Here is a 15,922-nt window from a genome sequence, read left to right as displayed (position 1 = left end):
AGCTAAAATTCTTTTTTAAACCATCCGGTTAATCGTTTAGCTATCCCTTTTAATGATGATTTATTATTATCTTTTCCATCATCATTTAATAAACTTTGTTTTCCATAATGCAATAACCCTATAGCTGTTGAACAATAAGGTTTTTGAACATAGTCGGTTAATCCAGATATATTTAATGGCTGACCAATACGCACTTGATTTTGAAAAACTTTTTCAGCGCACTCTACCATTCCTTTTATTTGCGCTGCACCACCAGTTAAAACAATACCTGCTGCTAATTGATATTTGATATTCTGTTTTTTAAGTTCTTCTTGTAATACAAGTAACTCTTTTTGTACCAACGAAAGAAGTTCTGAATAGCGTGGTTCAATTACATCAGCAAGAGTTTGTCGTTGCAATGAACGTGATGGTCTTCCACCTACGCTTGGAACATCAATAACTTCATCTTTGCCAATTAATGAACCTACAGCGCATCCATAACGAATCTTAATATTTTCAGCATCCATTGGCGGAGCGCCAAATGCATATGCGATATCGCTAGTAACAACATTCCCAGCATAAGGGATTACAACTGAATGACGTAACGCACCTCCCGTATAGACCGTTACATCCATTGTACCGCCACCCATATCAATTACGCAAACACCAAGTTCTTTTTCATCATCCGTTAAAACTGCATAGCTAGAGGCCAATCCAGAAAAAATAAGTTGATCCACTTTCAAACCACAACGTTCTACTGCTTTCACAATATTTCTAGCCATATCATTATGACAAGTAATTAAGTGAACTTTGGCTTTCATTCTTACTCCAGATAAGCCAATAGGATTTTTAATACCTTCTTGCAAATCGATAGAATATTCTTGTGCAATGACATGCAAAATACGGTGCTCATCTAAAATTCTGACTGATTTTGCTGTATGAACAACATTGTCAACATCTTCTGCGGTTACTTCTTCATCCTCTATTGGCACCATGCCTATCTCATTTTGACAACGAATATGTTTACCTGAAAGGCTTAAATATACTGAAGATATTTGACAATCAGCCATTAATTCAGCTTGGTCAACCGCTCTTTGGATTGATTTTACGACAGACTCAAGATCGTTCACACCACCTTTATCAACCCCTTTTGATGGACAATGACCTACACCGATGATGTTGACAACACCATCGGGAAGAACTTCACCAACAAGAGCAAGTACTTTGGATGTACCAACCTCTAATCCAACAACCAATTTTTTTTCTGTTGCTTTCATACTTCAGCCTTAATTTATTCCTTACTGCACCATTTTTTCTCTTTGCACTGAAATGCCATTCTCATAACGTAAATCAGCGACCATTATTTTTTCATTTTCTGGCATTCTTGACTGAATTTCCGGAAATAACTTGATAAATTGTTGATATCTTTGTTCAATATTTTCACTACCTAATAGTAATTTTATTTCCTGATTTTCTTGGCAAAAACCTGATACACACTGTTTTACCATCAATTGCCACGCGTTACGTTCATCAGTTATTGCTGTTTTAATATGTAGTGCCAACTGATTATTAGCTAATTTTTTAGAAAGATTCTCTAATTTATAATAAGTTTCTAACGCCGATTTTGCTTTACCCTCTGGACCATATAATTTTGGTAATTTTAAGTTGCTTATACGGTCAAGTGGTACGCTAAATACATTGCCACTTTTATCAAGTAAAAATAAGTCATTCCAATAAAGCACGGGTTTATATTCTTCGACATAGACAATTAACCTATCTGGCCACTGTTTACGTACACTGGTTTGCTTCACCCACGGAAATCGCATTACTTCTTGTTGAATATCATTAACATCTTGTCCTATATAGGTATTAGGCAACCCAAGTCCTAAAATAGCTTCCCGAAGATCATCCTCAGTTGTATAGGTATGTTCTCCACTCAATGTTAATTGAGACAATACCATTTGTTCGGGATCATCCATCCAATTTTTAAAACTTTGAACGACCCAAATACTAATACAAATAATCGCAATAAAGAACAAAAATCCTATTAATTGCTCTGTATTACGAAAAATAAGCAGCTTTCTTTTGTTTTTATCGTCCCTTCTATGCGCTGCTTGCCGAACTTGTTTCATAAAATAAGGCCAATTATAAAGTTGCCAAATTCAAAATTTTAGCAACAAGCTCATTAAATGACCATCCATGTTCTTTTGCCGCCATTGGTACCAAACTATGATCTGTCATACCTGGAGCGGTATTAACTTCAAGTAAAAAAGGTTTTTGGTTAGCATTAAACATGATATCAACTCTTCCCCACCCTCGACATCCTACTGCTTTATAAGCATCTAACGCTAATTTACGAATTTCTTGTTCTTGTTCATCAGATAAACCGCTTGGACAAAAATACTGAGTGGTATCAGATAAATATTTCGCATCATAATCATAAAATTTAGTTGCGGGTTTAATATGGATTGAAGGTAAGACCTCGTCACCAACAATTGCTACCGTAAATTCTGGACCTGCTAAAAATGACTCAACCATCACTACACTATCATATTTGAAAGCTGCGCTAATAGCTTCTTCCAATTCAGATGCTTCATTAACTCTAGCCATTCCCACACTTGATCCTTCATGACTTGGTTTAACAAACAACGGTAAACCAAGCTGTTTAACTATGGTATCAGTATCAATTGATTGTGATTTTTCAACCATAACATATTCAGCAACAGGTAAATTGAGTGATTTCCACACTAACTTAGTTTTCAGTTTATCCATTGTTAAGGCTGATGATAAAACATCACTGCCTGTATAAGGAATATTTTGATAAGTCAAAATCGCTTGAACAATACCATCTTCCCCACCACGTCCGTGTAAAATAATAAAAGCTTTTGTATAACCTTCTTCTTTTAAATTGGTAATAGGATGATATTTAGTATCAATAAGATGCGCATCGATACCATTTGCCAACAATCCTGCATGTACAGCCTTACCTGACTTAAGTGACACTTCCCGTTCAGCTGAAGTACCACCATACAATACAGCAACTTTATCTACCATTTTATAAAACCTCTTCTGATGATAATTGAGTTTTGGCTAATTGGCGTGCTATACGACCAACACTACCTGCACCTTGTGTAATTAATAAATCACCACTTTGTAAAACTTCTTGCATTATTTCGGGTAGCAAATCTAAATCCGAAACATAAATTGGGTCAACTTTGCCACGATTGCGAATAGAACGGCATAACGAACGGCTATCTGCACCAGCAATAGGTTGCTCTCCTGCGGAATAGACATCTAACATAACAAGTGCATCGACTTGAGAAAGCACTTGTGCGAAATCGTCAAATAAATCCCGAGTACGCGTGTATCGATGTGGTTGGAATAACATAACCAATCTTCGTTCAGGCCAGCCGTTTCTTGCTGCTTGAATTGTTGCATTAACCTCGCTAGGATGATGACCATAATCATCAACCATCATTATATCGCCACCATCAACATGCGGGAATATACCTAATAAATCAAAACGCCGACTAGTACCAGCAAATTTAGCTAATGCATTTATAATTGATTCATCATCAATACCATCTTCTGTTGCTGCAATTATCGCAGCCGCCGAGTTTAAAGCATTATGTTTACCAGGTGCATTTAACTCAATCTGCAAATCTTGGCAATCTGGGCGACAAACAGTGTAATAGCTTACACCTCGTTCTTGACGATAATTTTTAATGACAACGTCAGCCTCTTCGCTAAATCCATAAGTGATGATTTTACGTCCCACAATCGGTAGTAATTCTCGATTAATAGGATCGTCGTAACACATAATAGCTAAACCATAAAATGGAAGGTTATGTAAAAATGAAATAAATGTTTGTTTTAGATTATCAACACTACCTTGATAAGTGTCCATATGGTCAGGCTCTATATTTGTTACAATAGATACCATCGGTTGCAAATGAAGAAATGAAGCATCACTTTCATCAGCCTCAGCAATAAAATAACGGCTACTACCTAATTGAGCATGTGTTCCTGCCGCCTTAACTAAACCACCATTAACAAAAGTTGGATCGAGTTTCGCCTCAGCATAAATAGAGGTAACCATAGCAGTAGTTGTAGTTTTACCATGAGTACCAGCAATTGCTATACCATATCGAAAACGCATTAATTCAGCTAACATTTCAGCACGTTGAATAACAGGTATACGTGCTGAACGAGCAGCTATTACTTCAATGTTATCTTGCGAAATAGCTGAGGATATAACAACAACGCTAGAATTAATCACATTTTCAGCCGCATGGCCAATAACAATTTTTGCCCCTAATGTTTCTAGATGTTGAGTAACCGCATTTTCAGCAATATCTGATCCACTAATTTGGTATCCTTCATTAGCGAGAACTTCAGCAATTCCTCCCATACCAGCACCACCAATACCCACAAAGTGAATATGTTTAACTCGCTTCATTTCAGGAATAATTGCTCTTAACTTCGCTAATTCCTTTGTATTCACTATTTAACTCCTAAATTATTTTATAGTTCACAGTACATATCATCATTGAACATATCTATCATCGTTATTTTTTAATGCTCAAATGAATCATTGACTCAAACATATATCTAACCTGAAACATTTTGACAAAAATATTACATAAATTTATGTCAGAAAAGTATTATTTTATCACCGAATTAAGGGCTTCTGCTACTTTTTCTGTGGAATTCACAATAGATAAACTTTTAGCTTTAATTGCCATTTCAATTAATTTGTCACGGTTCAAATTACATAACAAATTGGATAGCGATTCAGCACTAAAATCAGGTTGCTCGATAATATTAGCAGCACCTATATCTGCTAGTGATTTTGCATTCCAAAATTGCTGACGATCTTTATGCATAAACGGAATAAAAATAGCACCAATACCAACTACTTCAATTTCACTAACGGTTAATGCTCCGCTACGACAAATTACAATATCTGCCCAATTGTATGCATCTGCAACATCTTGGATAAATTCAGTCACTTTGTTATTGGTCATATCGCAATTTTGGTATGACTGAATTACGGAATTCAACATTCCTTTACCTGTTTGATGCCATACTACATATTTATCGGATAATTTTGTTATCACTTTAGGCACAATATCATTAATAACTTTAGCTCCTTGGCTGCCTCCCATGACTAATACTCTAATTGGCCCATCACGATCTTTGAATCTTTCTTCAGGTTTTGCCACAGTCAAAAGATCACTACGAACAGGATTGCCAACTACTTCTGCCTTAGGAAAAGCAGTAGGAAATGCTTGTAAAACTTTAGCTGCTATTTTAGCTAGATATTTGTTGGTTAAACCTGCTATACCATTTTGCTCATGTAATACAACTGGTATACCAAGTGTTTTTGCTGCAATCCCCCCTGGGCCTGAAACATATCCTCCCATACCTAGAACAACATCAGGGCGATAAGTTTTTAAAATTTTTCTAGCTTGTAAAACTGCTTTTAAAATTTTATAAGGTGCTTTTAATAATGCCATAACACCTTTGCCTCGTAGCCCTGATATTTCGATAAAATCAATATCAATACCATTTTCAGGAACTAAGTGTGCTTCCATTCGATCGGCAGTTCCTAACCATCTTACCTGCCAGCCTTGCTTCATTAAATATTGCGCCACAGCAATACCCGGAAAAACATGCCCCCCAGTTCCTCCTGCCATAACTAATAATTTTTTCATTATTTTATTAACCTTATTCTTGCTTGGGCTTGTTGTTGTCTAAATTCAAAATCAATTCGGAGTAATATCGCTGTTGCAATACTCATCACAATAAGACTTGATCCACCATAACTAATAAATGGTAGTGTTAATCCTTTAGTAGGCAACATTCCAGATGTAACACCCACATTTACAAATGTTTGAAAACCAAACCATATCCCGATTTCACAAGCTAAATAACCAGAGAACAATGAACTTTCATTCAGTGCTCGATAACCAATTGCAAGTGCCTTAAATGTTAGAAAGAAAAGTAATGACAATAAAGCAACTACACCTATATATCCATACTCTTCTGATATAATTGAGAAAATGAAATCAGTATGACATTCGGGTAAATAACCTAATTTCAGTACAGAATTTCCCATACCTTGCCCAGTAACGCCTCCATTACCAATTGCCATTAATGAGGCGACTAATTGATAACCTGAACCTGTAGCATCTTGCCAAGGATCAAGAAAGGTTAACAGTCGTGTTAAGCGGTAAGACTCATACAAAATCAAACAAATTACTGCGCCAACTCCCGTTAGCAAAATAGCAATAAATTGCCACAATTGCGCACCTGCAATAAATAAAATGCCAATAGTGACCATAAATAAAACAATAACAGTACCTAAATCTGGTTGTTTAAGTAACAAAATGGAAAGTATAGTCATAACAACCATTGGTTTAAAAAAACCCCAAAAGCCACTTTGTACTTCTTCAGATTTACGTGATAAATAACCAGCTAAGAATAAAAATAGCGCTAATTTTGAAAGTTCTGCAGGTTGAAAATTGAATACTCCTAGAGGTATCCAACGAGATGCTCCATTAATCGAAGAGCCAATACCTAACACAACGATTAACATAATAATAGCAATAATAAGTAAAACAGAAGCAAACTGTTGCCAACGTTGCATTGAAATATAAAACGTAATAAACATTAAAAATAATGATAGTCCTAACTGAATAAGTTCTCGTTGTGTATAAAAGAAAGGATCGCTTTCATTAAATGCCATTGAAGAAGATGTCACCATGATCAAACCAAAGATCATTAAACCTAACACAGTCCAAAGTAGTTGGTTGTCAAATGGTATGTGAGGGTTAACTTGTTTTTTTAACCAAAAGAGTGTCATTTTGTACTCCTTTGAATATATTGTTCAGCAAGTTGTGAAAACTGTTTTCCGCGTTCAATATAATTCTTAAACTGATCTAAGCTTGCGCATGCTGGAGAAAGCAAAACCACATCATCTGGTTCAACTTTTTGAGCAATAACTTGCATTGCATCTGACAATGTTTCAGTTACAGTTGTTATATGAGGTGCTAGCTTAGCAAGGATAAAACGATCACGCCCAAAACAAAAAATTTCTAGATTTCTGTTTTCAAAAAAAGGGATCAATGGCGAAAAATCCGCTGATTTTCCATCCCCACCTAATAATAAAAATAATTTCCCTTTGCAAACTACGCTATTTAATGCTGCTTCTGTACTACCTACATTGGTTGCTTTGGAATCATTAATCCACTTCACACCATTTTTTTCCAACACTAACTCAAAACGATGTGCTAGACCATGAAATGAAATAATTGTTGCTATACTAGATTCCCGTGAAATTTTCAGTTTATCAACTATAGCTAAAGCCGCTAACGCATTAAGATAATTATGGCATCCCGCCAGTTTCATTATTTTAGTCGCTACTACTGGCTGCTCTTGTGCAATCAAGTGTTCAAAGTGGAAATCCAAATGATAATCCCCTTTATTCACACCAAATGAAACGCAGTTTTTTTGTCGGTCAGTCGGAATAGTTAACTTATCATCATGGTTAATTACACAATACTTGGCATTATGATAAATACGTTGCTTAGCCTCAACATATTGCATTAATCCAAGAGGATAACGATCCATATGATCTTCTGAAATATTTAAGATTGTTGCAACTGTAGCTTTTAAACTCTGAGTTGTTTCTAGCTGAAAGCTAGACAGTTCAAGAACATATACATCGTAATCTTGATTCAATAACGATAATGCTGGCTGCCCAATATTACCACCAATAGCGACTTTAATACCTGCCGACTTAATAATTTCACCAACTAATGTCGTTACTGTCGTTTTACCATTTGCACCTGTAATGGCAATAATTTGCTTACTGTTTTGTTGATTTAATTCACGGCAAAATAGTTCAATATCACCAATAATTTCAATACCTTTTTTAGCTGCCAGTTGTAGTTCAGGTGTTGATAAAGCAATTCCTGGACTGACTATTATTAAATCAGCATCAAGCAACCACTCAACATTTAATTCCCCTAAATGGCAAGCAACACGTTTGTCTAATTGTTCCATTCCTGATGGCGATTTACGAGTATCAATAACTTTAGGTATAACATTTTGAGCAAGAAAATAGTCTACACAAGAAAGTCCTGTGACACCTAAACCAATAATAACGACATTTTTCCCTTGATAGCTAACCATGATTTGATCCTAATATCTTTTATTAACGTAATTTTAAAGTTAATAAACCTATTACAACTAACATCAATGAAATTATCCAAAACCGTACAATAACACGTGGTTCTGGCCAGCCTTTTAATTCATAATGATGATGAATTGGTGCCATACGGAAAACTCTTTTACCCCGTAATTTAAATGATCCTACTTGTAAAATTACGGATAAAGTTTCAATAACAAAAATTCCGCCCATAATCAGTAATAAAAATTCTTGTCGTAATAAAACAGCAATAATTCCAAACACGCCACCTAACGCTAGCGATCCAACATCTCCCATAAAAACCATGGCTGGATATGTGTTAAACCATAAAAAACCAAGTCCAGCACCAATAATTGCAGTGCAAACAATCATCAGCTCTCCGCTGAATTTGATATAAGGAATATTCAAATAAGCAGCAAAATTGACATTTCCTGTAGCCCAGGCTACAAGCGTAAAACCAGCGGCTACAAAAACAGTTGGCATAATTGCTAACCCATCAAGCCCATCTGTTAAATTAACGGCATTACCAGCCCCTACAATAACTACGTAAGTTAACAAAATGAACCATAGTCCCAATTGAGGCATCACATCTTTAAAAAATGGCACAACAAGTACTGTTACCGTGCTATCTTTGCCATAAATATAAAGACCAAAAGCAACAATTAACGCAATAACCGATTGCCAAAAGTATTTCCATCTAGCAATTAATCCAGCACTATTTTTACGAATTACTTTTAAATAATCATCAGCAAAGCCAACAATGCCATAACCAATTAAAACAAATAAAGTTACCCAAACATAAGGATTGCGTAAATCTGCCCATAACAGTACCGATAAGGAAATTGAGGCTAAAATTAGCGTTCCCCCCATAGTTGGTGTTCCTTTTTTACTTAAATGAGACTCAGGTCCATCATGACGAATAACTTGACCAATCTGTAATTTTTGTAGCCAGTCAATGACTTTTTGCCCCAAAAATAATGAAATTGCTAACGAAGTTAATAAACCTAAAATAGCTCTTACCGTTAAATAAGAGATAACATTAAAAAAGGTAAAATGTTTAACTAAATATTCCGATATCCAAAGCAACATAATCTTAATCCTGACTCATTTTGAGTTGTTCAATTTGAATTTTTTCGATAACTTCTTCCATTTTTGCACTACGCGAACCTTTAACTAACATTATTAAACTTGGTTGTTGGCGTAACAGCATTAATAGATAATTCACTGCATCTTGTTTATTATTGAAATGGTGGCCTACACCACTAAACTGGCTAATAAATTGACTTAATTTGCCTACACTTACTACACAATCAATTTTTTCATCATGAGCAAGCTCACCTATTTGGCAATGATATTTTTCAGCTTCTGACCCTAGCTCTCCCATATCGCCGACGACTAAAATACGATAACCTGGTTGTTTTGCCAAGACTTTGACTGCCGCTGACATTGATCCAACATTAGCATTATAAGTATCATCCCAAATTAATTGGGTTTGATTTAATTTTATTGGAAATAATCGTCCTTTTACAGGCGTTAAAGAGGCCAAGCCTTGCTGGATCTGATTCAAAGTTGCTCCAACAGAAAGCGCTAAAGCTGATGCTGCGATCGCATTTGAAATATTATGTTTCCCAACTAGGGATAACATAATCTCACATTCACCTTTAGGTGTATGTAATGTAAATGTTGTATTTTTTTCGTGTTGAATATTACTAGCATAAAATTGAGCAGAAGGGTTCGTTAACGAAAAAGTCCAAACTGTTTTGTTTACTAACTGAGTAAACCATTTATCAGAACAACTATCTAAATTAATAATAGCAATACCACCATCAAGCAATCCTTGAAAGATTTCGCCTTTAGCTTTTGCTACACCTTCAAGTGATCCAAAACCTTCTATATGTGCTTCTGCAATATTATTAATTAAAGCACTTTGTGGTTTAACAAAATTTGTAGTATAAGCAATTTCACCAATATGATTAGCGCCTAATTCTATAACTGCAAACTGGTCTTGTTTAGTTAAGCGTAACAGCGTTAATGGCACCCCGATATCATTATTGAAATTGCCTTGTGTATAAAGGGTCTGTCCACAGTGTTGTAATATTGCCGCAGTCATTTCTTTAACTGACGTTTTACCTGATGAACCTGTAAGCGCAACAATTTTAGCTGTACTTTGCTGCCGAATAAAATTAGCGATTACCCCTAAAGCCAAGCGAGTATCCTTAACAACAATCTGTGGTATGGGCTTATCAAGTTTATGATCGACGATCACGGCTATAGCACCATCTTTAATAGATTGTTCAGCAAAAGCATGTCCATCAAAATTGTTTCCAACAAGCGCGATAAATAGCGATTGCTTTATTATTTTTCGTGAATCAGTGCAAATTGTATCAATCACAGCACTTTCATCTTGAATGTAATAACATTCACCATTAACTATTTTTTTTAGTTGCTCAATGTCTAATGGAATCATGATTGATTCTCTACTCCTAGAATTTTTTTCACTGTTTCTTGATCTGAATAGTGATATTTGGTATTACCAATTATTTGATAGTCCTCATGCCCTTTACCTGCAATTAAAATGACATCATTAGCCTCAGCCTGCTTTAATGTTTGTGTAATAGCCTGCACTCTATTGGTAATTATGTGTACATTATCGGCATGATGTAAACCTTGTTGAATATCGTGAATAATCTTCATTTCATCTTCAGTACGTGGATTATCATTAGTCAAAACAATTTTATCAGCAAATTGTTCTGCGATTTCAGCCATTAAAGGTCTTTTGCCTGTATCTCTATCACCACCACATCCAAAAATTACCCATAAAGAACCTTTACAATGAATTCGACTAGCTTGCAAAGCTTTCTGTAACGCATCTGGAGTATGCGCATAATCCACAATAACCATTGGGCTATTTCTTACATGTAAAACCTCCATTCGCCCACAGATTGGAGTCAAAAAAGAAGCCATATTAACAATAGCAAAAAATGGGTAGTTCAATGTTAAAAGTGTAGCTATAGCCAATAGCAAATTAGAAACATTAAATTCACCTAGCAATCGGCTACTAATAATTGCATTTCCCCAACTTGATTCCATATGAATTTGGGCACCTTTATCATGATATTCGATCATTGATACACCAACATAAGGTATATTTAACGCCTTGAGTCGACGTAATGATTTTGTTTGACATGATACAGCCGTCACTTGTGGAAGTTTTTCAATCCATCTTTTACCATATTTGTCATCATAATTAATAATTGATTTACCAGCAGTTAAAACTTGTTTGTCTTTTTCATCGGGGGTAAATAACGACCATTTTGCTTTTGCATATCTACTCATTGTTTTATGATAATCAAGATGATCTCGACTTAAATTGGTAAATACAGTAGCAGCGCAATTTAGTCCTTTAACCCGGTCCATAGCAAGCCCATGTGAAGAAATTTCCATCGTTACAACTTTGACCTGTTTCTCTACAAATTCGGCTAATAAGGTTTGCACATCTACTGCTGATAACGTTGTATTAACTGATGGCTCAAGTTCATTATAAATTCCATTACCAATAGTTCCCATTAGTGCTGTTTTTTCATTCAATAATGTTAAACATTGGGCAATAAGCTGACTAACAGTTGTTTTCCCATTGGTTCCTGTCACACCAATAACAGATAATTTTTTTGATGGAGAATGATAAAACTCATTAGCAATCAGGGATAGACGTTGTGAAAGTTGGAAAACACTAATTTGTGGAATTATCGATTTATTTTCATGCCTAATATAGTCAATTTTTAAGTCATTTGATTTTCTACTTGCTTCTACTAAGATAACAACTGCACCCATTGAAATAGCTTGTGGAATAAATGCTTGACCATCAACTGTATGACCTTTGATAGCGATAAAAACATCGTTTTTTCCTACTTTGCGACTATCTATACGCAAATGATTAAGTGGAAAATCATCTAATTTTAAATTACATCTTCCACCTAATAATTCCAATAATGTTTTAAACGAGTTTGTTGCTAGCATTTTCACCTACTAATAAATAATCATTTGTCCATCAACTTGGCGATCGGGTTTCACATTCATCGTCCTAAGCACACCGCCCATAATACGACTGAAAACAGGTGCAGAAACTGAACCACCATAATATTGGCCAGCTTTAGGATTATCAATAACAACAACTAGTGAATACTTTGGTGCTGTTGCTGGAGCGATACCTGCGGTATAAGCTAAATATTGATTAACATACCGTCCACCGGATAATTTTTTCGCTGTTCCTGTTTTAACTCCAACACTATAACCAGGAACCGATGCTTTAGTTCCTCCACCAGTAACAGCTACAGCCTCCATTAATTGAACAACTGTTTTAGCATCTTTTTCAGAAACTACACGTTTACCCTTAACAGGTTCTGTGACTTTTAAAATTGATACAGGTCGGTAAATTCCATAACTACCGATAGTTGCATAAGCTCTTGCTAGCTGTAATGGGGTAACAGTTAATCCATATCCAAACGCAAATGTTGCTCGCTCAATATCAGCCCATTTTCTGGTTCTATCGGCTGCAATTGAACCACTAACTTCACCACCTAAACCTAATTCTGTTGGTTGACCTAATCCAAATCGACTATAGAATTCTACAAGATCACCCTGTTGCATTTGTAAAGCTAGCTTACTTACGCCAACATTACTTGATTTTTCTAAGATACCTGCCAAATTAAGTGTTTTTTGATATGACACATCTTTAATTTCATAACGATTAACATAAAAAGGTCTAGTATCGATAATAGTATTTAAGTTAGCAATTTTCTTTTCTAAGGCAGCCATTACAACTAGCGGTTTAACCGTAGAGCCTGGTTCAAACGCATCAGTAACAGCTCTATTTCTCAATAAATTATAATCAATTGATGAGCGATTATTTGGATTATAAGATGGGCTGGTTGCCATCGCTAAAATCTCACCAGTATGCACATCAACCAATACAGCTGTTCCACTATCCGCTTTGTTAAATTGAACCGCTTGACTAAGTTCGCTATAAACTAGTGATTGTAAACGCTCATCTATACTTAATATTAAATCTGATGCTGTTTCTGTTTCTGTCCGTTCTAATTCTTCAATAACACGACCTACTCGATCACGTCTTACAACTCTTTGCCCCGATTCGCCTATTAACCATTTATTAAAGCTTTTTTCAATACCTTCAGAACCTTTCTCAGCACCATTTGCATCAATATCTGTTAAACCAATTAATTGAGCTATATTTTCTGCCGCAGGGTAATAACGTTTAGATGTTTTAGCAAACGATATCCCCGGTAACTTTAATTTTTTTAAATAGTCAGATATTGTTGGCGTTACTTGCTTAGACAAATAAACAAATCTCATTGATGGGTTATTTAATTTTTGCTTTAGCGTTGACATTGGGATATTCAACGTTTGCGCTAATCCTTGCCATCTAATATCATCAGCTTTAACACCACCTTTTTGCACAACAATTTTAGGATCTGCCCAAACATCAAACATCGGTACACTTACTGCTAACGCACGCCCATTACGATCGGTGATCATGGCTCTTGGTGCATCAATTTCTTGGTGACGAAGTGAGCGCTTATTACCTTCAGCAATCAGTTTATCTGGTTCAATAATTTGCAATAATGCCATTCGAGCCATAAGACAAATAATCGCTAAAATAATAAGTCCATATATAATATAAAAACGATTCGGTGTAAAAAACTGTCTTTTACCATTTAACCTATTATTTTTATTTGTTTTTGCAACCTTTTTAGTTTTATTTTTTTTATATTTAGTGGCAGGTTTCATTATTTACTCTTTATTACAATGACTGTTTCATTTTGCTGTGTCACATAAGACATACCTAATTGATTTCTAGCTTTCTCTTCGACACGTTTTGGATCAGCAAGTACATTTTCTTCAATAACTAAATTCCGCCATTCGCTTTCTAACACATCTTGTTCTAATAAAAGTTGCTCACGTTCAAATAACTGTTTACGAATCTGTTGCGTTGTTATTAATACTGCACCAGCAGAAATAATAATCATCACAAGTAATAACAATGAAATTTTTTGATGCCTAAATAAATCCCCAATAATTACACCAAACAAGCTTTTACTCGGTCTTTTTTGAAAATTTTTATCAATATAAGTTTTATCTAGAAAAAAATCATTGTTTTGGTTATTCATTTTTCCTTTCTGCTACCCTTAATATTGCGCTTCGGGAACGCGGGTTATTATTAATTTCAATAGTTTGAGGTTTAATTTTGCCAAGGGATTTTAATTTAGCACCACCATATTTTTTTATTTGTTGTTCAGTTAATGGTAATCGAGCTGGTAAATCTGGACCTTTACTCTGTTTACTAATAAATTGTTTTACAATCCTATCTTCTAAAGAATGAAAGCTAATAACCGCTAATCTTCCTTGATTGGCAAGCACTGATAAACAACTATTTAGCACTTGCTCGACTTCTTCCAATTCACTATTAATATAAATACGAATAGCCTGAAAACTACGTGTAGCTGGATGCTTATTTTTATCCTTTCTTGGTGTAGCTTTTTCAATTAAATTAGCCAACTCTAAGGTACGAGTAATCGGCGAAATTTTATTCTGCTCGACAATCGATCGAGCAATACGTTTGGCAAATTTCTCTTCACCAAATGTCTTTAATACCCATGAAATATCGTCTTCATCACTGCTAAGTAACCATTCACTTGCAGTTAAACCTTTGCTAGTATTCATGCGCATATCAAGAGGTCCATCACGCATAAAAGAGAATCCCCTGTCAGGATCATCAAGTTGTGGTGATGAAACACCTAGATCTAACAAGACACCATCAATTTCACCCAATAATTCTAACTCTTCAATATATCGGTATAAATTAGAAAATTCACCACGAATAAAAGTAAATCGAGGATCTGTTATCTGTAACGCAGCTTGCTCTGCACGTTCATCACGATCAATAGCAATCAATCGTCCTTGTGTACCAAGTTGTTCAAGTATTAAACGAGAATGACCTCCTCGCCCAAAAGTACCATCAACATAAATGCCATCTTTTTTTATATTTAATGCATTCACAGCTTCGTTTAATAAAACCGTCGTATGTTGATAATCCATCAATCTTTACTCTTATTAAATAGTTAAACTTTTCAAATTATCTGATAAGTTTTCAATATCGCTTGATAATGCGGTAATATCATCATTAATTTGTTGATACCAACTTGCCTCATCCCAAATTTCAAATTTATTAGATTGACCAACAAACATTGTATTTTTTTCTAATTTTGCATAAGTACGCAATGTAGATGACAATAAAATTCGTCCAGAATTATCCATTAGGCACTCAGTTGCATACCCCAATAACAATCTTTTTATTCTACGTTCAGTTTCAACAATAGCTGATAATGTTGCAAGTTGTTGTTCAATACATTTCCATTCGGACATTGAATAAAGTGTCAGGCATGGGTCGTATAAACCAATTGTGCAAACCATACCTTCAGATAAAAACTCTCGGTAGCGAGTAGGAATAGCTAATCGCCCTTTATTATCTAAATTAATTGAAATTGCACCACTAAACATAAAAGTATTTTTCTTTATAATTTATTTAAATTTTAATTATTAAAAATCAATATGTTAATAAAAACACCCATTTTTACCACTTAACCCCACTTTTTACCACAAAATTTAATAAATTAATAGGTATTTGAATAATTAATTTATAAATGATTTAAA

14 protein-coding genes are annotated in these 15,922 nt (G+C 35.0%); all 14 read right to left on the bottom strand.

Annotated features, from left to right (window positions below):
- Positions 1 to 2 precede the first annotated feature (2 nt).
- Complete coding sequence (gene ftsA, locus A9G37_RS02085; protein WP_034910169.1) at positions 3 to 1,256, bottom strand: cell division protein FtsA; 1,254 nt, start codon at positions 1,254 to 1,256, stop codon at positions 3 to 5.
- 21 nt (positions 1,257 to 1,277) lie between these two features.
- Positions 1,278 to 2,111 carry an FtsQ-type POTRA domain-containing protein gene (locus tag A9G37_RS02080; protein WP_051634136.1) on the bottom strand — a complete coding sequence of 278 codons (834 nt, stop codon included), beginning with the start codon at positions 2,109 to 2,111 and terminating at the stop codon, positions 1,278 to 1,280.
- A gap of 13 nt (positions 2,112 to 2,124) precedes the next feature.
- Positions 2,125 to 3,033, bottom strand: coding sequence for a D-alanine--D-alanine ligase (locus A9G37_RS02075; protein WP_034910172.1), 909 nt, complete (start codon positions 3,031 to 3,033; stop codon positions 2,125 to 2,127).
- 1 nt (position 3,034) lies between these two features.
- Complete coding sequence (gene murC, locus A9G37_RS02070) at positions 3,035 to 4,483, bottom strand: UDP-N-acetylmuramate--L-alanine ligase (RefSeq protein WP_065574476.1); 1,449 nt, start codon at positions 4,481 to 4,483, stop codon at positions 3,035 to 3,037.
- Positions 4,484 to 4,643: 160 nt separating this feature from the next.
- Positions 4,644 to 5,696 carry an undecaprenyldiphospho-muramoylpentapeptide beta-N-acetylglucosaminyltransferase gene (gene murG, locus A9G37_RS02065; protein ID WP_034910177.1) on the bottom strand — a complete coding sequence of 351 codons (1,053 nt, stop codon included), beginning with the start codon at positions 5,694 to 5,696 and terminating at the stop codon, positions 4,644 to 4,646.
- The gene (gene ftsW / locus A9G37_RS02060) at positions 5,696 to 6,847 is read right to left on the bottom strand and encodes a cell division protein FtsW (protein ID WP_081297614.1); all 1,152 of its coding nucleotides are present in this window, start codon (positions 6,845 to 6,847) and stop codon (positions 5,696 to 5,698) included. The genes murG and ftsW overlap by 1 nt, the downstream gene beginning before the upstream one ends.
- Positions 6,844 to 8,178, bottom strand: coding sequence for a UDP-N-acetylmuramoyl-L-alanine--D-glutamate ligase (gene murD, locus A9G37_RS02055; RefSeq protein ID WP_065574475.1), 1,335 nt, complete (start codon positions 8,176 to 8,178; stop codon positions 6,844 to 6,846). The genes ftsW and murD overlap by 4 nt, the downstream gene beginning before the upstream one ends.
- A 22-nt stretch (positions 8,179 to 8,200) precedes the next feature.
- Positions 8,201 to 9,283 (bottom strand): phospho-N-acetylmuramoyl-pentapeptide-transferase, encoded by a 1,083-nt coding sequence (gene mraY / locus A9G37_RS02050; RefSeq protein ID WP_034910182.1) that lies wholly within the window; start codon positions 9,281 to 9,283, stop codon positions 8,201 to 8,203.
- Between the two features lie 4 nt (positions 9,284 to 9,287).
- Positions 9,288 to 10,661 (bottom strand): UDP-N-acetylmuramoyl-tripeptide--D-alanyl-D-alanine ligase, encoded by a 1,374-nt coding sequence (murF, locus tag A9G37_RS02045; protein WP_065574474.1) that lies wholly within the window; start codon positions 10,659 to 10,661, stop codon positions 9,288 to 9,290.
- Complete coding sequence (gene murE, locus A9G37_RS02040; protein ID WP_081297613.1) at positions 10,658 to 12,211, bottom strand: UDP-N-acetylmuramoyl-L-alanyl-D-glutamate--2,6-diaminopimelate ligase; 1,554 nt, start codon at positions 12,209 to 12,211, stop codon at positions 10,658 to 10,660. Before murE ends, murF begins: the two co-directional genes overlap by 4 nt.
- A gap of 9 nt (positions 12,212 to 12,220) precedes the next feature.
- Positions 12,221 to 13,999: a peptidoglycan glycosyltransferase FtsI gene (gene ftsI, locus A9G37_RS02035; RefSeq protein WP_065574473.1), complete on the bottom strand. Its 1,779-nt coding sequence runs from the start codon at positions 13,997 to 13,999 to the stop codon at positions 12,221 to 12,223.
- Entirely contained in the window at positions 13,999 to 14,379 is a 381-nt protein-coding gene (ftsL, locus tag A9G37_RS02030) for a cell division protein FtsL (protein WP_080702296.1), read from the bottom strand. The genes ftsI and ftsL overlap by 1 nt, the downstream gene beginning before the upstream one ends.
- Positions 14,372 to 15,307: a 16S rRNA (cytosine(1402)-N(4))-methyltransferase RsmH gene (rsmH, locus tag A9G37_RS02025; RefSeq protein ID WP_034910189.1), complete on the bottom strand. Its 936-nt coding sequence runs from the start codon at positions 15,305 to 15,307 to the stop codon at positions 14,372 to 14,374. The genes ftsL and rsmH overlap by 8 nt, the downstream gene beginning before the upstream one ends.
- Positions 15,308 to 15,322: 15 nt before the next feature.
- Positions 15,323 to 15,769: a division/cell wall cluster transcriptional repressor MraZ gene (gene mraZ / locus A9G37_RS02020; protein ID WP_065574472.1), complete on the bottom strand. Its 447-nt coding sequence runs from the start codon at positions 15,767 to 15,769 to the stop codon at positions 15,323 to 15,325.
- Between the last annotated feature and the right edge of the window lie 153 nt (positions 15,770 to 15,922).

The sequence above is a fragment of the Gilliamella sp. GillExp13 genome, from assembly GCF_001690815.1.
Lineage (GTDB): Bacteria > Pseudomonadota > Gammaproteobacteria > Enterobacterales > Orbaceae > Gilliamella > Gilliamella bombi.
Note: the sequence above shows the minus strand (reverse complement) of the source record. Positions and strands in the feature narration are given on the sequence as shown.

Bases quoted from the DNA above. Each gene is read 5' to 3' on its own strand.
- ftsA (WP_034910169.1), bottom strand. From the start codon at position 1,256: ATGAAAGCAACAGAAAAAAAATTGGTTGTTGGATTAGAGGTTGGTACA.
- A9G37_RS02080 (WP_051634136.1), bottom strand. From the start codon at position 2,111: ATGAAACAAGTTCGGCAAGCAGCGCATAGAAGGGACGATAAAAACAAA.
- A9G37_RS02075 (WP_034910172.1), bottom strand. From the start codon at position 3,033: ATGGTAGATAAAGTTGCTGTATTGTATGGTGGTACTTCAGCTGAACGG.
- murG (WP_034910177.1), bottom strand. From the start codon at position 5,696: ATGAAAAAATTATTAGTTATGGCAGGAGGAACTGGGGGGCATGTTTTT.
- ftsW (WP_081297614.1), bottom strand. From the start codon at position 6,847: ATGACACTCTTTTGGTTAAAAAAACAAGTTAACCCTCACATACCATTT.
- murD (WP_065574475.1), bottom strand. From the start codon at position 8,178: ATGGTTAGCTATCAAGGGAAAAATGTCGTTATTATTGGTTTAGGTGTC.
- mraY (WP_034910182.1), bottom strand. From the start codon at position 9,283: ATGTTGCTTTGGATATCGGAATATTTAGTTAAACATTTTACCTTTTTT.
- murF (WP_065574474.1), bottom strand. From the start codon at position 10,661: ATGATTCCATTAGACATTGAGCAACTAAAAAAAATAGTTAATGGTGAA.
- murE (WP_081297613.1), bottom strand. From the start codon at position 12,211: ATGCTAGCAACAAACTCGTTTAAAACATTATTGGAATTATTAGGTGGA.
- ftsI (WP_065574473.1), bottom strand. From the start codon at position 13,999: ATGAAACCTGCCACTAAATATAAAAAAAATAAAACTAAAAAGGTTGCA.
- ftsL (WP_080702296.1), bottom strand. From the start codon at position 14,379: ATGAATAACCAAAACAATGATTTTTTTCTAGATAAAACTTATATTGAT.
- rsmH (WP_034910189.1), bottom strand. From the start codon at position 15,307: ATGGATTATCAACATACGACGGTTTTATTAAACGAAGCTGTGAATGCA.
- mraZ (WP_065574472.1), bottom strand. From the start codon at position 15,769: ATGTTTAGTGGTGCAATTTCAATTAATTTAGATAATAAAGGGCGATTA.